This is a genomic window from Escherichia sp. WS1368, from assembly GCF_046487485.1.
Classification (GTDB): domain Bacteria; phylum Pseudomonadota; class Gammaproteobacteria; order Enterobacterales; family Enterobacteriaceae; genus Escherichia; species Escherichia coli.
Map to the genome: position 1 here is coordinate 788,284 of NZ_JBJQJI010000001.1, position 23,167 is coordinate 811,450.

Genomic DNA, 23,167 nt, shown 5'->3' on the forward strand with positions numbered 1-23,167 from the left:
GTGTCAGAGGCAACGATGTTCCCGCTGTGGGCCACAGCGGGAATGAGGGATTACTTCTGAATTAAATAACGAATGGTCGGCCCGTCTTGCTGAATATCCAGCACCGTATAGCCGTGATTACGCGCATCCAGTGGAATATTATTGATCGACTGCGGACAGTCGCTCACAACTTCTAGGATCTCACCTTTTTTTAATTGCGGCATCGCCTCAAGGGTTGCGACTGCCGGATAAGGGCAGGGTTCACCCACCATATCAAGGCGGTAATCAGGAACGATATTTTTCATGCGATCTCCTTAGCAGTCTGCGGTGCCGCACGGCGGAAGAAGCGTTTTTCCCAGCCGATAATCAACATCAGCGCAGCAAACAACAGCAAATATGTCACCAGCAGGCCACCCATCGGACCAAAGGTTTTCAGTAGGTTGATTTTGTCCCAGTCGGTGGCCAGCGCCGGAGCGAAATCATCCCAGTAATACGCCAGAATCGTTGAGCCGATCACGTTGCCCAGACCGACCCACCAGTAGTGCACCTGGCCTTCTACCGCGCGGTACATCCAGCCGGTTTCGCAGCCGCCTGCCAGCACGATGCCAAAACCAAACAGTAAACCACCAATTACCGCGTTTGGTCCCGCCCACATGATTTTGGGTTCAACGCCTAACTGCACGTAACTGAAGATCCCGATGGCACTCACCGCCATACCGATAATGATTGCTTTCGCCATATGGGTACGTCCGGTGATCCACATATCGCGGAACGCCGAAGTAAAGCAGATTTGCGCACGTTCAATCAGTAAACCAAAGCCGACGCCAAACAGCATTGCCAGCCCCAGTTTTGGTTGGTTCATCGCCGTCAGCAGTGCCCAGCCCAGCATGCCGAAAAAGACCAGCATCCCGAGACGAAAACGACGCCGCGCCTGATCCGGTTTTTGCGTCAGCGGTGAGGCGGCAGAAACTTTCTGCATTTTCACGGGAATACGGAAGATGGGCAGCAGGGTAAAGCGCGCGCCAAACCATGAACCAATGGCAGTGGCGATGGCAAAGAACCAGGCATGCAGCGAGAACTGAGGAATGCCGGTAAAGAACGCCGCCAGGTTACAGCCCATTGCCAGACGCGCGCCAAAACCAGCGATAATGCCGCCAATAATGGCTTGCATAATGCGGATACGGCTGCGTGGCATGCGTAGTTTGACATTGTTGGCCCACAGCGCTGCAGCAAAGCAGCCGCCAAACATACCGAGGATCATCATCCCGTCGATGCGGGTTAATGGCGATCCTTCCAGATGGATAATTTTAAAATAACCCCACTCTTCAGCATGGACGCCGAACAGCTGCAGGAGCTGACCGCCCCAACGGGTAAATTCACCCGTGACAGCCCAAAAGGTGCCAGTGATGCCAAAATAGTAAGTGGAGAGAATACCCGCCGCGATGACCGCAGGGATGGGCGCCCAGAATTTAATCAACCAGGCGTGTTTGAATTGCTGCCATGACATGAATGTAGCCTCTGAACTCAGAAGGTTTGAAACAGGAGTCGCGAATCATACACCATGCAAATTTATTTTCGGGGTAATAATTCACAAAAATAATAGTTAGATCAAATTTCTCTCTGAACCTGGAAAGGCTGGCGACATCAGGGCTTTAATGCCACAATCCTCTTTTCTTCTCATGCAGGACGAATGATGAAAAAACTCGCAATTGCAGGCGCGCTCATGTTGCTGGCGGGCTGTGCCGAAGTCGAAAACTATAACAATGTCGTGAAAACCCCCGCGCCGGACTGGCTGGCGGGCTACTGGCAGACCAAAGGGCCGCAACGTGCGCTGGTCAGTCCGGAAGCGATAGGCAGCCTGATTGTCACTAAAGAGGGCGATACTCTGGATTGCCGTCAGTGGCAGCGGGTGATTGCCGTGCCGGGCAAGTTGACATTGATGTCAGATGATCTCACTAACGTTACCGTAAAACGTGAGCTGTACGAGGTTGAGCGTGACGGTAACACCATTGAGTACGATGGTATGACGATGGAGCGTGTGGATCGCCCGACGGCAGAGTGTGCCGCCGCGCTGGATAAAGCGCCGTTACCGACGCCACTGCCGTAATGAAATCTCCCCGGCTTGCCGCCGGGGATGAATTTAAATCACCTCTTCGATAACCCACACGCTGACGCTGCCGCCGTTGCAAAAGAAGGTCGCTTCGCCGTTTTCGTCGGTCACTACGCTCTCTTGCCGATTCCCCAGAAAATCACGCCAGGTTTTATTGCCGTAATTCTCTCCCAGATGAATGGTTTTTTCGCCATCATCCCCGTTCGACATGACCACCACGCAGCCGGGATATTCGTCAGTGCCACTGCGGCTAAAGGCAATGCAGTTCGGATGGTCGAAAAATAACGTCTGTACACCGTGGGCGAAACGCTGACGGGCGAGAATTAACTCATCAAGCTGTTCGATTATTGGCATATCTATCGGATAGGTTTGCCCGTCACCGCCAACATCTTCGTAATGCGCGCCATAGAGGTCAGGATAGAACACCGAAGGAACGCCATTTTCCCGCAACAAAATTAGAGCATACGCCAGCGGTTTAAACCACGGTTCGACGGGGGCTTCGAGGGCTTGCAACGGTTGGGTGTCGTGGTTGGCAACGAGGGTTACGGCGTGAAAAGGATCGGCTTCCACTAATGTACCCGTGAAAATCTGCGTCATGTCGTAGTCGCGCCCCATGCGCGATGCTTCATGGAATTTCATCTGCAGCGGTGCATCGAACAGCATGGTTTTGCCTTCCACCTGATCAATATACGTTTGCAGTTTATCGACTTCATGCGACCAGTATTCAGCCACAATAAATAGCGGCTTTGGTGCAACTTCTTGTACGTGTTCGATCCACTCTTTATAAAACCACGCCGGAATATGTTTGACCGCATCAAGACGAAAACCGTCGCATTGCGTTTGTTCCATCACCCAGCGCGCCCAGTATTTAATCTCTTCCGTCACGGCATGATTGCGAAAATCGATATTCTCGCCCATCAGATAATCGAAATTACCGAGTTCATCATCAACCTGATCGTTCCAGCCTTCGCCGGTGTAGTCGTTAACAATTTTAAAAATGCCATCTTCATCAGGGTTTTCGATATGGTCGATACCGCTAAAACATTTGAAATCCCAGATAAACTGCGAGTATTGCCCGGCACGCGCGGGGAAGGTGTAACGCGTCCAGCCTTCGCATTCAATGATTTCTTCATCAATTTGCGTACGGTCGTCAGCATTAACGCGCTGCACGCGAATAGCTTCTTTTTCATCCGCCCCCATTTTGTGGTTGACTACCACGTCCAGCAGCACCGCAATGTCATTACGTTTCAGGGCGTCAATGGCGGCCAGCAGTTGTGCTTTATCGCCATATTTAGTAGGGATGCTGCCTTTCTGATCAAACTCGCCTAAATCAAATAAATCATAGGAGTCGTAGCCGACCGAATACCCGCCCGATGCGCCTTTATAGGCGGGCGGCAACCAGACCATATTGATACCAATATCATTAAAACCGTCGGCGCGCTCGGCCAGTTCAGGCCAGAGCTTACCGCCTTCCGGGTAATACCAGTGAAAACATTGTAACAGCGTGGGATTACGCATTCTTCGACTCCATTCAAGGGGAACATTAGAAGCGTAGCCGTAATCGGATTATTCGCGAGCCATCGGCTCGTTAAGATTCAAAAGAGGTTATCCTGCGGAGCCAGCACAAAGCCGCCCTGATCACCATAGGCACTTAACACCGATTTTTGCACCGATGACTGACCGACCAGTTTCGCCAGTTCATCCATCCGAATCTGTAATAACTGCTTTACCTTGCTTTCGTTGTCGAGAATCAGGCGCAGCATCGGGCGGAGTTGCTCCTGCATCGTGGTGGACGGCTCAACCTCTTCAGTCAGGTGTGCAATCTCCTGCACCGCATTCACATACGCCATTTCGCTGGCGATGAGTTCGTCCCACTGTTCTTCTGTTGCCAGGCGTAACATGAGCTGGCTTTTTTCGACGAGTTGTTGCCAGGCGAAATACAAATGCGGTGCATGGTTCATCAGACTGGGTCCTGAATCAAAGAAGGGGAGAGTAAAGACTCTTTCCAGGCATCGGCAATATTGCGCATTAATGCTTCCACTTCTTCGACTGCGGAGACATCGTTGCGTAAATTGGCTTGCAGCAAGCGCCTGACCATATAGCTATAAAGAGCAATCAAGTTTTGGGTTAGTTCGTCTTTGCTCTCTTCATCAAGACTCACTCGCAGCCCGTTCTCAATGATGTTGATCGCTTTTGACAAAGAGACGCCTTTGCCTTGCTGATTGTTGTCCTGCATAAACAGGCGCGCTCTAACCAGTGCGCTCAGCACTCCATCAAATAGCATGGTGACCAACTGCTGCTGGCTGGCGCTCATTACGGCGCTTTCGACGCCAATTTGTGCATAGGCCTGGGTGCCTTTTGCCGCGTACATGACCTGTCTCCCGATAAATAATGATTACTTGGAATTACTGTTGTTTTCGAACTGCTGCGTTAAGTAGCTGCTGGTGCTATTTAACGAGGTCATTAAAACGTCCAGTTGGGTAAATTGTTCTTTGTAGCGAGCGACCTGCGCATCAATGCGATCGCTGGCGGCGTTGTAGTCTTTAGTTAACTTATTCAGGGTCTTACTAACGCCATCGGTAGCGGCTTTAATAATGCCCGTTGTCGAAAGCCAACTGGTCAGGTTGCTGCCGATGGTGGTTGTGATGCCGGTTTTTTTACCATCGCCAACAATCAATGCACCTACGCCGCTGGCATCTTTTTTCAGTGCAGCGGTGAGTTTGTCGGCATCCAGTTCCAGTTTGCCATCGCTGGGATCGGTCGTGATACCAATCTGCGCCAACGTTTTATAGTTGGAAGAACTAACGGTATTACTCAGCATCGATTTCAACTGCGTCTGAATCGTCCGCAACGTGGAGTCGCCGAGCAGTGCGCCATTGCTAGAACTCTGGCTATCAGCTCCCGCATCTACGGCGGTGTATTTGGTCAGGCTGCTGAAGGTATCTATTAGCGAGTTATAGGCATTCACCCAGTCTTTAATCGCCGTTTGCGCTTTGGAGGTGTCCTGAGTGATGGTTAGCGTCTGGTTGCCCGTGGTGACATCGTTCAGGTTCAGGGTGATGTTTTCCAGCGCGTCGCTGATGGTGTTGCTGCTGTTCTCAATGGCGACGTTGTTGACCGTCAGCTGCGCATTCTGGGCGGCGACCGAGACCTCCATGCCGTTGCTGCTGGCACTGGCGTCATAGCCCATAAAACTTTGTAGCGCATCATCACCGCTAACCGAGAGCGTCATCGCATTATCAAGGCCGGTGTCATTCGATGTGACTGACAGACGATATTCACCGTTACCCACGTTAATGATGCTTGCGCTTACACCTGCTTTTGCGTTGTTGATGGCATCACGGATCCCGCTTAACGACGAGTTAGCCGCGCTGATATCAATGGTGATCGGCTCTTTGTCGCCGCCTTGTTGAATGGTGAGTTTGCTGTCGCTGGTGGCGATCGCCGTTTTCGTATCGTCTCTGGTGGTGCGCGTGGTCAGGGTTTGCGCCTGCGCCAGATGGGTGACACTGATGGTGTATTTCCCGGCGATGGCGTTACCCGCAGTGGTGGCACTGAATGCGGTGGTGCTGCTGGTGGTGCTGGTGGCGGAAAAAAGATCGGCTTTAGACAATGCAGTATTGGCGGTCTGGAAAGTCGTCAGCGCGCTTTTCAGCGTACCGTAGGCGCTAAGTTTAGCGGTAAACGACGATTGCTGATTTGAAATGGGGGTTAGCGTCGCTTTTTGCGCGGCGGTGAGGCTATCAAGGATTGAACTTAAATCCAGACCTGACCCGACTCCCAGCGATGAAATACTTGCCATGCGATTTCCTTTTATCTTTCGACACGTAAAACGAATACCGGGGTTATCGGCCTGAATTGCGCAAAGTTTACGTTTAATTGTTTTTTTTAATAGCGGGAATAAGGGGCAGAGAAAAGAGTATTTCGGCGACTAACAAAAAATGGCTGTTTGTGAAAAAAATTCTAAAGGTTGTTTTACGACAGACGATAACAGGGTTGACGGCGATTGAGCCGACGGGTGGAAACCCAATACGTAATCAACGACTTGCAATATAGGATAACGAATCATGGCACAAGTCATTAATACCAACAGCCTCTCGCTGATCACTCAAAATAATATCAACAAGAACCAGTCTGCGCTGTCGAGTTCTATCGAGCGTCTGTCTTCTGGCTTGCGTATTAACAGCGCGAAGGATGACGCCGCAGGTCAGGCGATTGCTAACCGTTTTACTTCTAATATTAAAGGCCTGACTCAGGCTGCACGTAACGCCAACGACGGTATTTCTGTTGCACAGACCACCGAAGGCGCGCTGTCCGAAATCAACAACAACTTACAGCGTGTGCGTGAACTGACCGTTCAGGCGACCACCGGTACCAACTCCCAGTCTGACCTGGACTCTATCCAGGACGAAATTAAATCCCGTCTGGACGAAATTGACCGCGTATCCGGTCAGACCCAGTTCAACGGCGTGAACGTGCTGGCAAAAGACGGTTCCATGAAAATTCAGGTTGGCGCGAACGATGGCCAGACCATCACTATCGACCTGAAGAAGATTGACTCTTCTACCTTGAACCTGACAGGTTTTAACGTTAACGGTTCTGGTTCTGTGGCGAATACTGCAGCAACTAAAGCTGATTTAACCGCTGCTCAACTCTCTGCACCCAGTGCAGCAGACGCAAATGGTACAGTTACTTATACTGTCAGTGCTGGTTATAAAGAATCCACTGCTGCAGATGTTATTGCTAGCATCAAAGACGGCAGTGCTCCGACTTCTGCAATTACTGCAACCATTAATAATGGCTTCGGTGATTCCAGTGCGCTGACTTCCAATGACTATACTTATGACTCAGTAAAAGGCGACTTCACTTACAACGTAGCTTCAAGCGCCAATAATACTGCAGCCCAGGTTCAGTCCTTCCTGACGCCGAAAGCAGGTGATACTGCAAATCTGAAAGTAACCGTTGGTACGACATCGGTTGATGTCGTTCTGGCCAGTGATGGTAAGATTACAGCAAAAGATGGTTCTGCATTATATATCGACAATACAGGTAACCTGACTCAGAACAGTGCTGGCTTGACCTCTGCTGATCTGGCTACTCTGACCGGCCTTCAGAGCTCTAGTGTTGCTTCAACCATCACTACTGAAGATGGCACTAATATTGATATTGCTGCTAACGGTAATATTGGTCTGACCGGTGTTCGTATCAGTGCTGATTCTCTGCAGTCAGCAACTAAATCTACGGGCTTTACTGTTGGTACTGGCGCTACAGGTCTGACCGTAGGTACTGATGGTAAAGTGACTATCGGCGGGACTACTGCTCAGTCCTACACCAGCAAAGATGGTTCCCTGACTACTGATAACACCACTAAACTGTATCTGCAGAAAGATGGCTCTGTAACCAACGGTTCAGGTAAAGCGGTCTATGTAGAAGCGGATGGTGATTTCACTACCGACGCTGCAACCAAAGCCGCAACCACCACCGATCCGCTGGCCGCTCTGGATGACGCAATCAGCCAGATCGATAAGTTCCGTTCATCCCTGGGTGCTATCCAGAACCGTCTGGATTCCGCGGTCACCAACCTGAACAACACCACTACCAACCTGTCCGAAGCGCAGTCCCGTATTCAGGACGCCGACTATGCGACCGAAGTGTCCAACATGTCGAAAGCGCAGATCATCCAGCAGGCCGGTAACTCCGTGCTGGCAAAAGCTAACCAGGTACCGCAGCAGGTTCTGTCTCTGCTGCAGGGTTAATCGTCGTAACCTGATTAACTGAGACTGACGGCAACGCAAAATTGCCTGATGCGCTGCGCTTATCAGGCCTACAAGGTGAATTGCAATTTATTGAATTTGCACATTTTTGTAGGCCGGATAAGGCGTTTACGCCACATCCGGCAACATGAATGGTAACTTGTCAGCAACGTACTTCCCCGCCACCGGCGGGGTTTTTTCTGTCCGCAATTTACCGGTAACCCCCAAATAACCCCTCATTTCACCCACTAATCGTCCGATTAAAAACCCTGCAGAAACGGATAATCATGCCGATAACTCATATAACGCAGGGCTGTTTATCGTGAATTCACTCTATACCGCTGAAGGTGTAATGGATAAACACTCGCTGTGGCAGCGTTATGTCCCGCTGGTGCGTCACGAAGCATTGCGCCTGCAGGTTCGACTGCCCGCGAGCGTGGAACTTGACGATCTGCTACAGGCGGGCGGCATTGGGTTACTTAATGCCGTCGAACGCTATGACGCCCTACAAGGAACGGCATTTACAACTTACGCAGTGCAGCGTATCCGTGGCGCTATGCTGGATGAACTTCGCAGCCGTGACTGGGTGCCGCGCAGCGTGCGACGCAACGCGCGTGAAGTGGCACAGGCAATAGGGCAACTGGAGCAGGAACTTGGCCGCAACGCCACGGAAACTGAGGTAGCGGAACGTTTAGGGATCGATATTGCCGATTATCGCCAAATGTTGCTCGACACCAATAACAGCCAGCTCTTCTCCTACGATGAGTGGCGCGAAGAGCACGGCGATAGCATTGAACTGGTTACTGATGATCATCAGCGAGAAAACCCGCTACAACAGCTGCTGGACAGTAATCTGCGCCAGCGGGTGATGGAAGCTATCGAAACGTTGCCGGAGCGCGAAAAACTGGTATTAACCCTCTATTACCAGGAAGAGCTGAATCTCAAAGAGATTGGCTCGGTGCTGGAGGTCGGGGAATCGCGGGTCAGTCAGTTACACAGCCAGGCCATTAAACGGTTACGCACTAAACTGGGTAAGTTATAACGTCAGTAAATGCCGCACTTTAATTTTGACTACCAGGAGTTCTTAATGATGGTGCAGCACCTGAAAAGACGGCCATTAAGCCGCTATCTTAAAGACTTTAAACACAGCCAGACCCATTGCGCGCATTGCCGTAAATTACTCGACCGCATTACCCTCGTTCGCGACGGCAAAATAGTGAATAAAATCGAGATTTCCCGCCTGGACATGCTGCTTGATGAAAATGGCTGGCAAGTGGAACAAAAATCATGGGCGGCATTGTGCCGATTCTGCGGTGATTTACATTGCAAAACGCAAAGTGATTTTTTCGATATTATCGGCTTTAAGCAATTTCTTTTTGAGCAAACTGAAATGAGCCCAGGTACGGTGCGTGAATATGTCGTTCGTCTGCGCCGTTTGGGTAATCATCTACACGGGCAAAATATTTCCCTCGATCAGCTGCAGGACGGTTTCCTTGATGAAATCCTCGCCCCGTGGCTGCCCACCACCAGCACCAACAATTACCGCATTGCGTTACGGAAGTATCAACACTATCAGCGTCAAACGTGTACCGGACTTGTGCAGAAATCCTCCAGTCTGCCAGCTTCTGATATATATTAAATAAGAATAAGATGTAGCGGAGTTGTTTTTGTGTTTACAAACAATGGCTCTACACTGCAAACAGACATAACAACATTCGGGGTGAATATGAAATTAGCACATCTGGGACGTCAGGCATTGATGGGTGTGATGGCCGTGGCGCTGGTTGCGGGCATGAGCGTTAAAAGTTTTGCAGATGAAGGTCTGCTTAATAAAGTCAAAGAGCGCGGCACGCTGCTGGTAGGGCTGGAAGGAACTTATCCGCCGTTCAGTTTTCAGGGGGATGACGGCAAATTAACCGGTTTTGAAGTGGAATTTGCCCAACAGCTGGCAAAACATCTTGGCGTTGAGGCGTCACTAAAACCGACCAAATGGGACGGTATGCTGGCGTCGCTGGACTCTAAACGCATTGATGTGGTGATTAATCAGGTCACCATTTCTGACGAGCGCAAGAAAAAATACGATTTCTCTACCCCGTACACCATTTCCGGTATTCAGGCGCTGGTGAAAAAAGGTAACGAAGGCACCATTAAAACGGCTGCTGATCTGAAAGGCAAAAAAGTGGGTGTCGGTCTGGGCACCAACTATGAAGAGTGGCTGCGTCAGAATGTTCAGGGCGTCGATGTGCGTACCTATGATGATGACCCGACCAAATATCAGGATCTGCGCGTAGGCCGTATCGATGCGATCCTCGTTGACCGTCTGGCGGCGCTGGATCTGGTGAAGAAAACCAACGATACGCTGGCAGTAACCGGTGAAGCATTCTCCCGTCAGGAGTCTGGTGTGGCGCTGCGTAAAGGAAATGAAGACCTGCTGAAAGCGGTGAATGATGCAATTGCGGAAATGCAAAAAGATGGCACTCTGCAAGCCCTTTCCGAAAAATGGTTTGGTGCTGATGTGACCAAATAATCAGCATAATGACAAAAAAGGGCGCTTTCACTAGCGCCTTTTTTATTTACGCGTTTTCAGCGTGCATAATAAGAAAATCACAACAACACACATCGGAGGCTGTTATGCCACTGCATAATTTAACCCGTTTTCCACGGCTGGAGTTTATCGGCGCGCCAACGCCGCTCGAATATCTGCCGCGCTTTTCTGATTATCTTGGACGGGAAATTTTCATCAAACGGGATGACGTCACTCCCATGGCAATGGGCGGCAATAAATTACGTAAGCTGGAATTTCTCGCGGCAGATGCTCTGCGCGAAGGTGCCGATACGCTGATTACTGCCGGGGCGATCCAGTCTAACCATGTGCGCCAGACTGCCGCAGTCGCTGCGAAACTCGGCCTGCACTGCGTGGCGCTGCTGGAAAATCCTATTGGCACAACCGCAGAAAACTATTTAACCAACGGCAATCGTTTGTTGCTGGATCTGTTCAATACCCAGATTGAAATGTGCGACGCACTGACCGATCCCAATGCCCAACTGGAAGAGCTGGCGACGCGAGTCGAAGCACAAGGCTTTCGCCCGTATGTCATTCCGGTTGGCGGTTCTAATGCTTTGGGCGCATTGGGTTATGTGGAGAGTGCGCTGGAAATTGCGCAACAGTGTGAAGGGGCAGTTAATATTTCGTCGGTGGTGGTCGCGTCGGGTAGTGCCGGAACTCACGCCGGACTGGCTGTTGGGCTGGAACACCTGATGCCTGAAAGCGAACTGATTGGCGTGACCGTGTCGCGTTCCGTTGCCGATCAATTGCCGAAAGTGGTTAACCTCCAACAGGCGATTGCGAAAGAACTGGAGCTGACCGCATCAGCGGAAATTTTACTCTGGGATGACTATTTTGCACCTGGCTACGGCGTGCCGAACGACGAAGGCATGGAAGCAGTGAAATTGCTGGCGCGGCTGGAAGGCATTCTGCTTGATCCTGTGTATACCGGAAAAGCGATGGCGGGGCTGATTGACGGTATCAGTCAGAAACGCTTCAAAGATGAAGGGCCGATTCTGTTTATTCATACCGGCGGCGTGCCTGCGCTGTTCGCCTATCATCCCCACGTTTAGCTCCGGAAACGCTCATGCAAGAAAGTATACAACTGGTTATTGATTCCTTGCCGTTCCTGCTGAAAGGGGCTGGGTATACGCTGCAACTCAGTATCGGCGGCATGTTTTTTGGCTTACTGCTAGGGTTTGTTCTCGCGCTGATGCGCCTTTCGCCAATCTGGCCCGTGCGCTGGCTGGCGCGTTTTTATATCTCTATTTTTCGTGGTACGCCACTCATCGCACAACTGTTTATGATCTATTACGGCTTGCCGCAGTTTGGCATCGAACTAGATCCCATTCCGTCAGCAATGATTGGTCTGTCGCTAAACACTGCCGCCTATGCTGCCGAAACGCTGCGCGCCGCCATTTCTTCTATTGATAAAGGTCAGTGGGAAGCTGCTGCCAGTATTGGTATGACGCCGTGGCAGACCATGCGTCGCGCGATTTTGCCACAGGCGGCGCGGGTGGCGTTGCCGCCGCTGTCGAACAGCTTTATCAGCCTGGTAAAAGATACGTCGCTGGCCGCGACAATCCAGGTGCCGGAGCTGTTCCGTCAGGCGCAGTTGATTACCTCGCGTACGCTGGAGGTGTTCACCATGTATCTGGCGGCTTCGCTCATCTACTGGATCATGGCGACAGTGTTATCGACGTTGCAGAACCATTTCGAGAATCAACTTAATCGCCAGGAGAGAGAACCAAAATGAGTGCCATTGAAGTTAAGAACCTGGTGAAAAAATTCCACGGTCAGACGGTGCTGCACGGTATCGACCTTGAGGTGAAGCCTGGCGAAGTAGTGGCAATTATCGGTCCAAGTGGTTCCGGCAAAACCACGTTGCTACGCAGCATAAATCTGCTGGAACAACCGGAAGCGGGAACCATCACCGTTGGCGATATCACCATTGATACTGCACGTTCATTAAGTCAGCAAAAATCGCTGATTCGCCAGTTGCGTCAGCACGTCGGGTTTGTCTTCCAGAACTTTAATTTGTTTCCGCATCGTACGGTGCTGGAAAACATTATTGAAGGGCCGGTGATCGTCAAAGGCGAACCAAAAGAAGAGGCCACGGCGCGCGCTCGCGAGCTGCTGGCGAAAGTTGGGCTGGCAGGTAAAGAAACCAGCTATCCACGTCGTTTGTCTGGCGGTCAACAGCAGCGTGTCGCGATTGCGCGAGCGCTGGCTATGCGTCCTGAGGTGATTTTGTTTGACGAGCCAACGTCGGCGCTGGATCCAGAGCTGGTGGGCGAAGTCCTGAACACCATCCGTCAGCTGGCGCAGGAAAAGCGCACGATGGTGATTGTGACGCACGAAATGAGCTTTGCCCGGGATGTTGCGGACCGGGCGATCTTTATGGACCAGGGGCGGATAGTTGAGCAGGGGGCAGCAAAAGCGTTATTTGCCGATCCCCAGCAGCCTCGCACCCGCCAGTTCCTCGAGAAGTTTCTGCTGCAATAATAAGAAAAAATCAGCCCCGACGATTTACCAGTCGGGGCGGGACGTCACTTCAAACGTGATAAAACTGCTTAACAAATCAGCATAACTCATTAATAACATAAGAGAATGCGATGGCTTGCAAAAGTAATTCATTGCCTGAATAATATAAATTATATATAAATCTTATTTATGTGATAGTTTGAATTATCATTATAAATGATACTCACTCTCAGGGGCGTTGCGGTTTACTATGCAGGATACGGATTTTTTCAGCTGGCGTCGCACGATGCTGTTGCGTTTTCAGAGGATGGAGGCCGCAGAAGAGGTCTACCATGAAATAGAGCTTCAGGCTCAGCAGCTGGAGTACGATTACTATTCGTTATGTGTTCGCCACCCGGTACCATTCACGCGACCTAAAGTGGCTTTCTACACCAATTACCCTGAGGCTTGGGTTAGTTATTATCAGGCAAAAAACTTTCTCGCAATTGATCCTGTGCTGAACCCTGAAAACTTTAGTCAGGGCCATTTAATGTGGAATGATGACTTATTCAGCGAAGCACAGCCGTTATGGGAAGCCGCGCGCGCACATGGTTTACGCCGCGGTGTCACTCAGTATTTAATGCTGCCAAATCGGGCGCTGGGCTTTTTGTCCTTTTCCCGTTGCAGCACGCGCGAAATACCCATTCTTAGTGATGAACTGCAATTAAAAATGCAGTTACTGGTGCGAGAAAGTCTGATGGCTCTGATGCGTTTAAATGATGAAATAGTGATGACGCCAGAGATGAATTTCAGCAAGCGCGAAAAAGAAATTCTGAAATGGACGGCGGAAGGGAAGACATCAGCAGAGATAGCGATGATTTTGTCAATCTCTGAGAATACGGTCAATTTCCATCAGAAAAACATGCAGAAAAAAATCAATGCACCAAATAAGACCCAGGTGGCCTGTTACGCGGCCGCTACTGGCTTAATTTGATCGCTTTTCTTTCTGCGTGCCAGATGCAAAAACCGGCTGAAAGGCACGCTCTCAGCCGGTTTTATATTACTGACGGTAGGCTTGTTTAATTTGCTTAACCGTTTTGGAAAATACTGCAGCCTGGGTTTCGTCTTCGATCAGCGCAAGCTGTTTTTCCATCTTTAACATCACGCGGCCCGCGTCAGCTTGTCCCATCGCCTGCAGCATCAGCGTCAGCATCGCTTTCAGGCAGGAGACTTCATTTGCCAGTTCTTGATTATTCTCGGCAGTAGAAAAATCAGGCGTACTCATTTATTTTCCTCGTCATGTTGCAATGAAAATTTGCGGTGAAAAATGTTAAGGCGGCGGAGTATACCATAAGCTTTGCTAAAAATAGCAGTGGTTGTTTTTTGAGCGTGATATCGGCAGTGCTATAAAATACGTTAATATAATGACCAATAAATATTTTTATCATGAATGTTTTTTGCCCGTATTGTTCGGGTTAATTAATGTTACATATTCAGCGGGCTGATTTTCATTTTTGCTGAATAAAGTCAATTTTTGTCACATTTCATCGTAGGGCTTACTGTGAAACGATCCCGGAAGCCGTTGGTGACGGGCGTGACCATAACTGTGGACAATCGAATTTACAAAAACGAGAGAAAAATCGAATACCCACCATTTTTAACGTTTCAAAGTTGCAATAAAAACCGCTAATATACGAATGACTAACTATCAGTAGCGTTATCCCTATTTCTGGAGATATTCCTTTGATCAACGTTCTACTTGTTGATGACCACGAACTGGTGCGCGCAGGGATACGACGCATTCTGGAAGATATAAAGGGTATAAAAGTCGTCGGTGAGGCATCGTGCGGTGAAGACGCCGTTAAGTGGTGCCGGGCAAATGCCGTTGACGTGGTGCTAATGGACATGAGTATGCCGGGCATTGGCGGTCTTGAGGCGACGCGTAAAATCGCGCGTTCCACAGCTGATGTCAAAATCATCATGCTTACCGTCCATACAGAAAACCCTTTACCAGCGAAAGTCATGCAGGCCGGTGCTGCTGGCTACCTCAGCAAAGGCGCGGCTCCGCAGGAAGTCGTGAGTGCGATCCGTTCTGTCTATTCAGGGCAGCGTTACATTGCTTCTGACATCGCTCAACAAATGGCGTTAAGCCAGATCGAACCAGAAAAAACAGAAAGCCCATTTGCCAGTTTGTCTGAACGTGAATTGCAGATTATGCTGATGATCACCAAGGGCCAGAAGGTCAATGAGATCTCAGAACAGCTCAATCTCAGTCCGAAAACGGTGAACAGCTACCGCTATCGTATGTTCAGTAAACTAAACATTCATGGCGATGTTGAGCTGACTCACCTGGCAATTCGCCATGGTCTGTGTAATGCGGAGACATTATCAAGTCAGTGAGTGATCAGTTTGACGCAAAAGCGTTTTTAAAAACCGTAACCAGCCAGCCAGGCGTTTATCGCATGTACGATGCTGGTGGTACGGTTATCTATGTCGGCAAAGCGAAAGACCTGAAAAAACGGCTTTCCAGCTATTTCCGTAGCAACCTCGCTTCGCGCAAAACCGAAGCGCTGGTCGCCCAGATCCAGCAAATTGATGTAACGGTTACTCATACAGAAACCGAAGCGCTGTTGCTGGAACACAACTACATCAAACTCTATCAGCCGCGTTACAACGTTTTGCTACGCGATGATAAATCTTATCCCTTTATCTTCCTGAGTGGCGATACCCATCCGCGTCTGGCGATGCATCGTGGTGCGAAGCATGCCAAAGGTGAATATTTCGGCCCGTTCCCGAATGGCTATGCTGTACGTGAAACACTGGCGCTACTGCAAAAGATATTCCCCATTCGCCAGTGCGAAAATAGTGTTTATCGCAATCGCTCGCGTCCGTGTCTGCAATATCAGATAGGGCGCTGTCTGGGACCGTGCGTTGAAGGACTGGTGAGTGAAGAAGAATACGCTCAGCAGGTCGAGTATGTGCGCCTGTTTTTGTCTGGCAAAGATGATCAGGTGCTTACGCAACTCATTAGTCGTATGGAAACTGCCAGCCAGAATCTGGAGTTTGAAGAAGCAGCACGTATTCGCGACCAAATTCAGGCGGTGCGACGCGTCACCGAAAAACAGTTTGTGTCCAATACCGGCGACGACCTTGACGTTATTGGTGTGGCGTTCGATGCGGGCATGGCTTGTGTCCACGTATTGTTCATTCGTCAGGGTAAAGTGCTCGGCAGCCGCAGCTATTTCCCGAAAGTGCCTGGCGGTACGGAACTGAGCGAGGTGGTGGAAACCTTCGTAGGTCAGTTCTATTTACAAGGCAGCCAGATGCGCACCTTACCGGGTGAGATCCTGCTCGATTTTAATCTTAGCGATAAAACGCTGCTCGCCGATTCCCTTTCAGAACTGGCGGGACGCAAGATTAATGTTCAAACCAAACCTCGCGGCGATCGGGCGCGTTATCTGAAACTCGCGCGCACCAATGCGGCGACGGCCTTAACCAGCAAACTTTCGCAGCAATCTACCGTTCACCAGCGACTGACCGCGCTTGCCAGCGTGTTGAAATTACCGGAAGTGAAGCGGATGGAGTGCTTTGACATCAGCCATACCATGGGTGAACAAACCGTCGCTTCCTGTGTGGTGTTTGATGCTAACGGCCCGCTGCGTGCGGAGTATCGGCGCTATAACATTACTGGCATCACGCCGGGCGATGATTATGCGGCGATGAATCAGGTGCTGCGTCGGCGTTATGGTAAAGCCATTGACGACAGTAAGATCCCGGATGTGATCCTTATCGACGGCGGCAAAGGCCAGCTTGCGCAGGCGAAAAATGTCTTCGCCGAACTGGATGTCTCATGGGATAAAAATCATCCGCTGCTACTTGGCGTTGCCAAAGGTGCAGATAGGAAGGCTGGGCTGGAAACGCTGTTCTTTGAGCCGGAAGGTGAGGGATTCAGTTTGCCGCCAGATTCTCCCGCGCTGCATGTTATCCAGCATATTCGCGATGAATCACACGATCACGCGATTGGCGGGCACCGTAAAAAACGGGCGAAGGTCAAAAATACCAGTTCCCTGGAAACCATTGAAGGCGTCGGGCCAAAACGTCGGCAAATGTTGTTAAAATATATGGGCGGTTTGCAAGGTTTACGTAACGCCAGCGTCGAGGAAATTGCAAAAGTGCCGGGTATTTCGCAAGGTCTGGCAGAAAAGATCTTCTGGTCGTTGAAACATTGATGTCTCTGTAGCAACATAGGGGTAATCTTACTGACAACAGATAGTTACCCGTCATTATGCAATTTAATATCCCTACGTTGCTTACACTGTTCCGTGTCATCCTTATCCCATTCTTTGTATTGGTCTTTTATTTGCCTGTCACCTGGTCGCCGTTTGCCGCCGCGCTCATTTTCTGCGTCGCGGCGGTGACTGACTGGTTCGATGGTTTTCTGGCACGCCGCTGGAACCAGAGTACCCGGTTTGGTGCTTTCCTTGACCCAGTAGCAGATAAAGTTCTCGTGGCTATCGCCATGGTGCTGGTAACCGAGCATTACCACAGCTGGTGGGTGACCTTACCGGCAGCAACGATGATCGCCCGTGAAATTATTATTTCTGCGCTACGCGAATGGATGGCGGAGTTGGGTAAACGCAGTAGCGTGGCTGTCTCCTGGATTGGGAAAGTGAAAACCACTGCCCAGATGGTAGCGCTGGCCTGGCTGCTGTGGCGTCCGAACATTTGGGTTGAGTACGCCGGTATTGCACTTTTCTTTGTGGCTGCGGTACTGACTCTGTGGTCAATGTTGCAATATTTGAGCGCTGCGCGTGCAGATTTGCTTGATCAGTGATCGTTTCGGCGTAATTTTCAGCAAACGATCAAAAGTGGTGAAAAATATCGTTGACTCATCGCGCCAGGTAAGTAGAATGCAACGCATCGAACGGCGGCACTGATTGCCAGACGATAATAAAATCAAGTGATTAACTGATTGCTTGATGAATGCGGGAATAGCTCAGTTGGTAGAGCACGACCTTGCCAAGGTCGGGGTCGCGAGTTCGAGTCTCGTTTCCCGCTCCAGTTTAAAAGACATCGGCGTCAAGCGGATGTCTGGCTGAAAGGCCTGAAGAATTTGGCGCGTTAACAAAGCGGTTATGTAGCGGATTGCAAATCCGTCTAGTCCGGTTCGACTCCGGAACGCGCCTCCACTTTCTTCCCGAGCCCGGATGGTGGAATCGGTAGACACAAGGGATTTAAAATCCCTCGGCGTTCGCGCTGTGCGGGTTCAAGTCCCGCTCCGGGTACCATGGGAAAGATAAGAATAAAATCAAAGCAATAAGCAGTGTCGTGAAACCACCTTCGGGTGGTTTTTTTGTGCCTGAAATTCACGCCCTGTGCATATCCTGTGCTCACGGGGGGCAATGAGCTGCAATCTCAAGCCCGGCAATGCCGAATCGAACGTGTCGCCTCCAGCATAGAGAACCAGGCCGCTTTGCCTGTTTTCCGGTACTCTTCCGGGAAGGGGGGCCAGCTGAGCAAGCTATAATGCTCTGGCCACCCTAAGCACAAAGTTGCTTAATTCGTGCAATCACCTCATCTCTGTATTTCTGGTGTCCGCGCATAGCCCTTGGATGGGCTATCCTGAAACAGATTGTATGACCTGTTTTGAACTCCCATAGCTTCCCCGGAATGACTGAAGAAGTCTCATAGCCGCCTAGCTCAGTAAGCACCTGTTTTATGATGTAGTCTGTTCTCCGGGCTCCGGATGCAAAGATGGTGAAATCAGGCTCAAGGTGTTTAATTTGTACCGCCAGCAGTTTCAGCGAGGCTAATATGACTTCCTGCACTTCATTTTGAGGGCGATTGAGAGGGGGCAGTCCGTCGTAATCCCACGCCAGTAGATTGGCATACACGATAGCCTGAGGAGGAATATTAAGCTCCCGGGCCAGCCGGAAGTGATACTGCGTGAAGCGGCTACGTGATTTGTGGTTCGTGGTGCCATCATTTTGTGCCGGAAGATGTTTCCTGTAACGATCTACAGCCTCTTCAACCACCTGCCCGATGGTGACGTCAGGTATAAGTCCCAGAACCCGTGATATCGTATTCTTACCATTCAGCGTATTCCAGCCAGCGGTTTCACGCCCAACCAGCATGATTTTTACCGGTGAGTGCCAGTATTCTTCAAAGGGCACGGGTAAAAAGACGCCTGAGTATTTATCCTCATTCAGGTTAAATGACTGGGCGTCAACTTCCTGTAATATCCGTTTGTATGCGTCTAATAGTCTTTCCATTCTTCAATCCTGCCCCGTAATAAAAATACCTTCAGATATATATTATTTTCATGATATCAATCAGATACATGAGGATAAATATGCAAAAATCCTTCCGATTCACCAATTCATCCATCAAAGCCCTTCCGGCAAACACAGATACCCGATCTACAGAGCTTGAGGTATCTGATACCGAAGTCATTGGCCTCAAATGCCTCTCAGGTCGAACGGGCAACAAACGTTTCCTCCTGCGCTACACATTCCACGGTACCAAAAAAAGTATCAGTATTGGCAGATTCCCTGAAATCGATGTGGGAACAGCCCGTCAGATAGCTCGTCGTCACAAGGAGGCGATTGCACTGGGAAATGACCCTAAGGCAGAGCGCGATAATTATCGGGCGATGCCAACGCTTAGTGAGTTTTTTCACCAGACCTATGTTCCGTTCATCAAGCGCCATAAAAAGTCCTGGGATAAGGATGTTCAGCGTTTCACGCAATACATTGAACCTCGTCTGGGGAAGATACGTTACTGCGACCTTCAGGCCCGGGAAATCCAGCAGGTGCTTTTTGACATGCTTGAGGGCCGTATTCACGGCCAGCAGTATGCACCGTCTACCTGTAACAGGGCACTGGCTATTCTGAAAACCATGGGCCGTTATGCGCTACGACAGGATGTCCTGGAGAAGAATGAAGCCGATAAGATCCCTTTGCTGAAGGAGAATAATCACCGGACGCGCTTTTTTGACGCTGATGAGATCAGGAGAATCCTTGATGCTGCGTCTCGATAACCCAATAAAGCTGCCGGAGGGCTGACGCCGGAAGAGTCAGAGAACAGATACCATTTTTACTGTAAAACCGTGGCCAGTATTACTTGACCACTACATTCTAAGGCTTGCTTTAATGCTAAGGCTAAATGATTTTGATATAGTAAGTTCATACTTAGCGGGCAGATGCCCACAGACATAGTACCGAAAATAAATCAGGTATTCTGCGAGATTTCAGTATGAAAATAGCCAATATTAGACTTACGAATTTTAGATGTTTTGACGAGTTTAGTGTTGATTTTGACCCAAGACTTACAGTTCTCATTGCTCGTAATGGTAGAGGGAAATCTACTCTGCTTGACGCGGTAGCATTAGCTTTAGGACCATTTTTAACTCGTTTGCCAGGGATCAAAGGGCTAAGTTTCAAGAAAACCGATTTCCGGATCGACGAAAATGGAGACCAGCCGTCCTATATGCGAGTAAGTTGTACTAGTACAACGGGTATAACTTGGGATAGAACTGAGCGAAGAGATCTGACAAAAAAAACGTTAGGTAGCATCCCCCAAGGGGCAGCCCTTAAAGCCTTGAATGATTACGTCGATACGTTCATTGATTCTCACAATGAGAATAAACACTATACATTGCCAATTTTTGTTTATTACGGAACTGGGCGTGGAGTGTTTGATATACCACTCAGAAAACGTGCATTTAACAAGCATTTTTCTCGATTTGAGGCCCTTGACGGTGCTCTTGAAAGCAAAACAAATTTCAAAAGATTTGTGCAATATTTTTATTTTCTTGAAGAAAAAGAAAATAGATTACAGAAAGAGCAACGATCATTTGAAGTAGAAATCCCTGAATTAAGGGCAATACGCTTGGCTGTGGAAAAATTACTGCCAGAGTTTAGCAATATTCGCTCGGCAGTACCTGCTGGAATTATGGTCGATTGGTGTAAGCCTATTGGAAATGGTGAAACAACCATACAAAAGCTAAGGATTGAACAACTTAGTGATGGCTATAGAACAACTTTAGCTATGGTTATGGATATTGCAGCAAGAATGGCAGAAGCTAACCCCTATTCGAGTGATCCTCTAAGTTCTGAGGGGATAATTCTCATTGATGAGGTAGATCTGCATCTGCATCCGGAATGGCAACGTGAGTTTCTCCCTAGATTAATCAACGTTTTCCCTCATCTTCAGTTCATAGTATCGACGCATTCACCATTTATCATCCAGTCTGTCAAAGAGGGGATGTTGGTCGATCTTGATAAAGATGACATTTCGGATAGCCCCTCTTTGAATAAAGAACTCAGCATCGAAGATATTGCTGAGGGTGTAATGGGAATGGAAAAAGTTCAACGAAGTGAATTGTTTAACAAACAAGTCGCAGTTTCAGATAGATATTATCAGTTACTGAATGAAGGAAGAAGTGAAAGCGACCCAGAGGTAAGGAAGCTCTCCGCTGAGCTTGATAAATTGGAAGAGTTTTTTGGAGATAACCCAGCTTATGTAGCCTTACTTCGTGCTGAGCGCCGAAAAATAATGGGGACACAAGGAAGTAAACAATGAGACCTGTAAATCGACCTCCATATAATGGAACTGTTTATGCAGATTATAAATCATTTTTACCTTCGCTATTAACTGCATATGGCGGATATTGTTCTTATTGTGAGCGGCCGGATAAGGTTGATGTGGAGCATGTTGTCCCAAAAACGCATGCACCACTTTTGATTACTGATTGGAACAATTTTTTACTGGGTTGCCCTCGCTGTAACCGAGATTTTAAAAAAAGTAAGAATACTCAACGTATAGGCTATGTTTGGCCAGATGTTGAGAATACATTTAATTTATTGACATACCATCCAGATGGTAGAGTAGAGCCTAAGCAGGGGCTGTCTGCCGGACTAACTGCGCAGGTACAGGCTACTATTGATTTGGTATGTCTTGATGATGGTAACCAAGTACAAAAAACTTTAAATCTTGGTAGAAGGAGATATTTTGGACTCGCGAATAAGGCCAAGACTCTTTATCTGAGTAATTTATTGAGTATTGATGAGGTCATGGATATGGCTCAGTTAGGATATTGGTCGATCTGGTATAATGTGTTTCAAGGTGTACCTGCTGTCCTTTCAGCTTTGGAGAATTCCTATCCTAATACCGCTATAAACCGCCCATGACATAGGTGAAATGAATTGGCTCAGGTGCGTACAAGGGGAAGACTTACCTGTGCAGCTTCTGTGTTCAACGTTATCCATGTCTATCTATTTACTGCCAATTACAGTAAAGTTGGTGGATAATTACAGCAAAGTGTTGCAATGGGTTGCTATGTAAATCATTGATCCTGCGTAGAATTTAAAATCCCTCGGCGTTCGCGCTGTGCGGGTTCAAGTACCCGCTCCGGGTACCATGGGAAAGATAAGAATAAAATCAAAGCAATAAGCAGTGTCGTGAAACCACCTTCGGGTGGTTTTTTTGTGCCTGCAACTTGTCGTTACACCCTCCTTAATTTTTAATCACCGGCAAAGCCACTCAAAAAGTATCTCTGTTACGGACCGACATGTAAGATAGGTGCTGGCGAGTTGAGATCCACAAGGAAAAGCGTATGAAAACGGGACCGTTAAACGAAAGTGAGTTGGAATGGCTGGACGATATTCTGACCAAATACAACACTGACCACGCCATTCTTGATGTGGCGGAGCTGGACGGTTTATTGACGGCGGTGTTGAGTTCTCCGCAAGAGATTGAACCGGCACAGTGGCTGGTTGCCGTGTGGGGTGGGGCTGACTATGTGCCACGCTGGGCGTCAGAGAAAGAGATGACGCGCTTTATGAACCTGGCTTTTCAGCATATGGCTGATACCGCAGAGCGTCTGAACGAATTCCCGGAGCAGTTTGAGCCGTTATTCGGCTTGCGAGAAGTCGATGGCAGCGAGCTGACGATTGTTGAGGAGTGGTGCTTTGGCTATATGCGGGGCGTGGCACTTTCTGACTGGTCAACGTTGCCCGATTCGTTAAAACCAGCGCTGGAGGCGATTGCGCTGCACGGTACTGAGGAAAACTTCGAGCGGTTAGAGAAGATGTCGCCAGAAGCGTTTGAAGAGAGCGTAGATGCCATTCGACTGGCGGCGCTTGATCTACATGCGTACTGGATGGCGCATCCGCAGGAAAAAGCTGTTCAGCAACCGATCAAAGCAGAAGAGAAACCGGGGCGTAATGATCCTTGCCCGTGCGGTAGTGGTAAGAAATTTAAGCAGTGCTGCCTGCATTAAGAGATCAAATTGGGTGTCAGCGTTAATTCTGGCAC

Annotated in this window: 24 protein-coding genes, 3 tRNA genes and 1 pseudogene; 19 read left to right on the forward strand and 9 right to left on the reverse strand. The window is 49.2% G+C overall.

The annotated features are described in order from the left end of the window. Positions 1–50 precede the first annotated feature (50 nt). Together yedF and yedE are read right to left on the reverse strand one after the other, a co-directional pair. On the reverse strand, positions 51–284 hold the full coding sequence (gene yedF, locus ACJHYD_RS03785; protein WP_000790504.1) for a sulfurtransferase-like selenium metabolism protein YedF: 234 nt from the start codon (positions 282–284) through the stop codon (positions 51–53). Further along, a complete protein-coding gene (gene yedE, locus ACJHYD_RS03790) occupies positions 281–1,486 on the reverse strand; it encodes a selenium metabolism membrane protein YedE/FdhT (protein ID WP_000118897.1) in 1,206 nt (401 codons plus the stop codon). The genes yedF and yedE overlap by 4 nt, the downstream gene beginning before the upstream one ends. Positions 1,487–1,672: 186 nt before the next feature. On the opposite strand from yedE, the gene yedD reads away from it, so the two are divergent. After that, positions 1,673–2,086 carry a lipoprotein YedD gene (gene yedD / locus ACJHYD_RS03795; protein ID WP_001295642.1) on the forward strand — a complete coding sequence of 138 codons (414 nt, stop codon included), beginning with the start codon at positions 1,673–1,675 and terminating at the stop codon, positions 2,084–2,086. 33 nt (positions 2,087–2,119) lie between these two features. Here yedD and amyA read toward each other — a convergent pair whose 3' ends face one another. The 4 genes from amyA to fliD form a co-directional block, all read right to left on the reverse strand. Beyond that, complete coding sequence (amyA, locus tag ACJHYD_RS03800; RefSeq protein ID WP_001245699.1) at positions 2,120–3,607, reverse strand: alpha-amylase; 1,488 nt, start codon at positions 3,605–3,607, stop codon at positions 2,120–2,122. A gap of 77 nt (positions 3,608–3,684) precedes the next feature. After that, entirely contained in the window at positions 3,685–4,050 is a 366-nt protein-coding gene (fliT, locus tag ACJHYD_RS03805) for a flagella biosynthesis regulatory protein FliT (protein WP_001015036.1), read from the reverse strand. Beyond that, a complete protein-coding gene (gene fliS, locus ACJHYD_RS03810) occupies positions 4,050–4,460 on the reverse strand; it encodes a flagellar export chaperone FliS (RefSeq protein ID WP_000270663.1) in 411 nt (136 codons plus the stop codon). Before fliS ends, fliT begins: the two co-directional genes overlap by 1 nt. Positions 4,461–4,484: 24 nt before the next feature. After that, positions 4,485–5,891 (reverse strand): flagellar filament capping protein FliD, encoded by a 1,407-nt coding sequence (fliD, locus tag ACJHYD_RS03815; RefSeq protein ID WP_000146793.1) that lies wholly within the window; start codon positions 5,889–5,891, stop codon positions 4,485–4,487. Between the two features lie 265 nt (positions 5,892–6,156). Between fliD and ACJHYD_RS03820 the strand changes: the two genes are divergently transcribed. The 8 genes from ACJHYD_RS03820 to sdiA all read left to right on the forward strand — a co-directional run bounded on the left by ACJHYD_RS03820 (position 6,157) and on the right by sdiA (position 13,844). Then, positions 6,157–7,845: a FliC/FljB family flagellin gene (locus ACJHYD_RS03820; RefSeq protein WP_021561320.1), complete on the forward strand. Its 1,689-nt coding sequence runs from the start codon at positions 6,157–6,159 to the stop codon at positions 7,843–7,845. Between the two features lie 319 nt (positions 7,846–8,164). Next, a complete protein-coding gene (fliA, locus tag ACJHYD_RS03825; protein WP_001087469.1) occupies positions 8,165–8,884 on the forward strand; it encodes an RNA polymerase sigma factor FliA in 720 nt (239 codons plus the stop codon). A 45-nt stretch (positions 8,885–8,929) separates the two neighbouring features. Beyond that, on the forward strand, positions 8,930–9,481 hold the full coding sequence (gene fliZ, locus ACJHYD_RS03830; protein WP_021561319.1) for a flagella biosynthesis regulatory protein FliZ: 552 nt from the start codon (positions 8,930–8,932) through the stop codon (positions 9,479–9,481). Between the two features lie 87 nt (positions 9,482–9,568). Continuing rightward, on the forward strand, positions 9,569–10,369 hold the full coding sequence (gene tcyJ, locus ACJHYD_RS03835) for a cystine ABC transporter substrate-binding protein (RefSeq protein WP_001295643.1): 801 nt from the start codon (positions 9,569–9,571) through the stop codon (positions 10,367–10,369). Between the two features lie 104 nt (positions 10,370–10,473). Beyond that, positions 10,474–11,460, forward strand: coding sequence for a D-cysteine desulfhydrase (dcyD, locus tag ACJHYD_RS03840; RefSeq protein ID WP_021561318.1), 987 nt, complete (start codon positions 10,474–10,476; stop codon positions 11,458–11,460). A 14-nt stretch (positions 11,461–11,474) separates the two neighbouring features. Continuing rightward, positions 11,475–12,143 carry a cystine ABC transporter permease gene (gene tcyL / locus ACJHYD_RS03845; RefSeq protein WP_001158231.1) on the forward strand — a complete coding sequence of 223 codons (669 nt, stop codon included), beginning with the start codon at positions 11,475–11,477 and terminating at the stop codon, positions 12,141–12,143. Beyond that, entirely contained in the window at positions 12,140–12,892 is a 753-nt protein-coding gene (gene tcyN, locus ACJHYD_RS03850; RefSeq protein WP_001272994.1) for an L-cystine ABC transporter ATP-binding protein TcyN, read from the forward strand. Before tcyL ends, tcyN begins: the two co-directional genes overlap by 4 nt. A 229-nt stretch (positions 12,893–13,121) precedes the next feature. Beyond that, positions 13,122–13,844: a transcriptional regulator SdiA gene (sdiA, locus tag ACJHYD_RS03855; RefSeq protein ID WP_001154271.1), complete on the forward strand. Its 723-nt coding sequence runs from the start codon at positions 13,122–13,124 to the stop codon at positions 13,842–13,844. Positions 13,845–13,910: 66 nt separating this feature from the next. Here sdiA and yecF read toward each other — a convergent pair whose 3' ends face one another. Beyond that, complete coding sequence (gene yecF, locus ACJHYD_RS03860) at positions 13,911–14,135, reverse strand: DUF2594 family protein YecF (RefSeq protein ID WP_000106474.1); 225 nt, start codon at positions 14,133–14,135, stop codon at positions 13,911–13,913. Continuing rightward, positions 14,122–14,298: a protein YecU gene (yecU, locus tag ACJHYD_RS03865; protein WP_000590347.1), complete on the reverse strand. Its 177-nt coding sequence runs from the start codon at positions 14,296–14,298 to the stop codon at positions 14,122–14,124. The genes yecF and yecU overlap by 14 nt, the downstream gene beginning before the upstream one ends. Before the next feature lie 295 nt (positions 14,299–14,593). On the opposite strand from yecU, the gene uvrY reads away from it, so the two are divergent. The 6 genes from uvrY (at position 14,594) to ACJHYD_RS03895 (ending at position 18,138) form a co-directional block, all read left to right on the forward strand. Next, a complete protein-coding gene (gene uvrY / locus ACJHYD_RS03870; RefSeq protein WP_000611328.1) occupies positions 14,594–15,250 on the forward strand; it encodes a UvrY/SirA/GacA family response regulator transcription factor in 657 nt (218 codons plus the stop codon). Continuing rightward, the gene (uvrC, locus tag ACJHYD_RS03875; RefSeq protein WP_001283421.1) at positions 15,247–17,079 is read left to right on the forward strand and encodes an excinuclease ABC subunit UvrC; all 1,833 of its coding nucleotides are present in this window, start codon (positions 15,247–15,249) and stop codon (positions 17,077–17,079) included. The genes uvrY and uvrC overlap by 4 nt, the downstream gene beginning before the upstream one ends. 56 nt (positions 17,080–17,135) lie before the next feature. Then, positions 17,136–17,684: a CDP-diacylglycerol--glycerol-3-phosphate 3-phosphatidyltransferase gene (gene pgsA, locus ACJHYD_RS03880; protein WP_001160187.1), complete on the forward strand. Its 549-nt coding sequence runs from the start codon at positions 17,136–17,138 to the stop codon at positions 17,682–17,684. A gap of 151 nt (positions 17,685–17,835) precedes the next feature. Next, positions 17,836–17,911: transfer RNA gene (locus ACJHYD_RS03885), tRNA-Gly, on the forward strand. Positions 17,912–17,965: 54 nt separating this feature from the next. Continuing rightward, a tRNA-Cys gene (locus ACJHYD_RS03890) sits at positions 17,966–18,039 on the forward strand. A 12-nt stretch (positions 18,040–18,051) separates the two neighbouring features. Further along, positions 18,052–18,138, forward strand: a tRNA-Leu gene (locus ACJHYD_RS03895). Positions 18,139–18,390: 252 nt separating this feature from the next. On the opposite strand, the gene ACJHYD_RS03900 is transcribed toward ACJHYD_RS03895, so the two are convergent. Beyond that, entirely contained in the window at positions 18,391–19,122 is a 732-nt protein-coding gene (locus tag ACJHYD_RS03900; protein WP_001595862.1) for a hypothetical protein, read from the reverse strand. An 80-nt stretch (positions 19,123–19,202) separates the two neighbouring features. Between ACJHYD_RS03900 and ACJHYD_RS03905 the strand changes: the two are divergent. The 4 genes and pseudogenes from ACJHYD_RS03905 to yecA form a co-directional block, all read left to right on the forward strand. Next, a pseudogene (locus ACJHYD_RS03905) lies at positions 19,203–19,886 on the forward strand (integrase arm-type DNA-binding domain-containing protein); the annotation flags it as partial. 218 nt (positions 19,887–20,104) lie between these two features. After that, positions 20,105–21,433 carry an AAA family ATPase gene (locus tag ACJHYD_RS03910; RefSeq protein ID WP_001595859.1) on the forward strand — a complete coding sequence of 443 codons (1,329 nt, stop codon included), beginning with the start codon at positions 20,105–20,107 and terminating at the stop codon, positions 21,431–21,433. Next, positions 21,430–22,041 (forward strand): HNH endonuclease, encoded by a 612-nt coding sequence (locus ACJHYD_RS03915; RefSeq protein WP_001595858.1) that lies wholly within the window; start codon positions 21,430–21,432, stop codon positions 22,039–22,041. The genes ACJHYD_RS03910 and ACJHYD_RS03915 overlap by 4 nt, the downstream gene beginning before the upstream one ends. A 425-nt stretch (positions 22,042–22,466) precedes the next feature. Next, the gene (yecA, locus tag ACJHYD_RS03920) at positions 22,467–23,132 is read left to right on the forward strand and encodes a UPF0149 family protein YecA (RefSeq protein WP_000847881.1); all 666 of its coding nucleotides are present in this window, start codon (positions 22,467–22,469) and stop codon (positions 23,130–23,132) included. Positions 23,133–23,167 lie beyond the last annotated feature (35 nt).

Excerpts from the sequence above, each read along its gene's own strand:
- yedF (WP_000790504.1), bottom strand. The coding sequence starts at position 284 with ATGAAAAATATCGTTCCTGATTACCGCCTTGATATGGTGGGTGAACCC.
- yedE (WP_000118897.1), bottom strand. The coding sequence starts at position 1,486 with ATGTCATGGCAGCAATTCAAACACGCCTGGTTGATTAAATTCTGGGCG.
- yedD (WP_001295642.1), top strand. The coding sequence starts at position 1,673 with ATGAAAAAACTCGCAATTGCAGGCGCGCTCATGTTGCTGGCGGGCTGT.
- amyA (WP_001245699.1), bottom strand. The coding sequence starts at position 3,607 with ATGCGTAATCCCACGCTGTTACAATGTTTTCACTGGTATTACCCGGAA.
- fliT (WP_001015036.1), bottom strand. The coding sequence starts at position 4,050 with ATGAACCATGCACCGCATTTGTATTTCGCCTGGCAACAACTCGTCGAA.
- fliS (WP_000270663.1), bottom strand. The coding sequence starts at position 4,460 with ATGTACGCGGCAAAAGGCACCCAGGCCTATGCACAAATTGGCGTCGAA.
- fliD (WP_000146793.1), bottom strand. The coding sequence starts at position 5,891 with ATGGCAAGTATTTCATCGCTGGGAGTCGGGTCAGGTCTGGATTTAAGT.
- ACJHYD_RS03820 (WP_021561320.1), top strand. The coding sequence starts at position 6,157 with ATGGCACAAGTCATTAATACCAACAGCCTCTCGCTGATCACTCAAAAT.
- fliZ (WP_021561319.1), top strand. The coding sequence starts at position 8,930 with ATGATGGTGCAGCACCTGAAAAGACGGCCATTAAGCCGCTATCTTAAA.
- tcyJ (WP_001295643.1), top strand. The coding sequence starts at position 9,569 with ATGAAATTAGCACATCTGGGACGTCAGGCATTGATGGGTGTGATGGCC.
- dcyD (WP_021561318.1), top strand. The coding sequence starts at position 10,474 with ATGCCACTGCATAATTTAACCCGTTTTCCACGGCTGGAGTTTATCGGC.
- tcyL (WP_001158231.1), top strand. The coding sequence starts at position 11,475 with ATGCAAGAAAGTATACAACTGGTTATTGATTCCTTGCCGTTCCTGCTG.
- tcyN (WP_001272994.1), top strand. The coding sequence starts at position 12,140 with ATGAGTGCCATTGAAGTTAAGAACCTGGTGAAAAAATTCCACGGTCAG.
- sdiA (WP_001154271.1), top strand. The coding sequence starts at position 13,122 with ATGCAGGATACGGATTTTTTCAGCTGGCGTCGCACGATGCTGTTGCGT.
- yecF (WP_000106474.1), bottom strand. The coding sequence starts at position 14,135 with ATGAGTACGCCTGATTTTTCTACTGCCGAGAATAATCAAGAACTGGCA.
- yecU (WP_000590347.1), bottom strand. The coding sequence starts at position 14,298 with ATGATAAAAATATTTATTGGTCATTATATTAACGTATTTTATAGCACT.
- pgsA (WP_001160187.1), top strand. The coding sequence starts at position 17,136 with ATGCAATTTAATATCCCTACGTTGCTTACACTGTTCCGTGTCATCCTT.
- ACJHYD_RS03900 (WP_001595862.1), bottom strand. The coding sequence starts at position 19,122 with ATGGAAAGACTATTAGACGCATACAAACGGATATTACAGGAAGTTGAC.
- ACJHYD_RS03910 (WP_001595859.1), top strand. The coding sequence starts at position 20,105 with ATGAAAATAGCCAATATTAGACTTACGAATTTTAGATGTTTTGACGAG.
- ACJHYD_RS03915 (WP_001595858.1), top strand. The coding sequence starts at position 21,430 with ATGAGACCTGTAAATCGACCTCCATATAATGGAACTGTTTATGCAGAT.
- yecA (WP_000847881.1), top strand. The coding sequence starts at position 22,467 with ATGAAAACGGGACCGTTAAACGAAAGTGAGTTGGAATGGCTGGACGAT.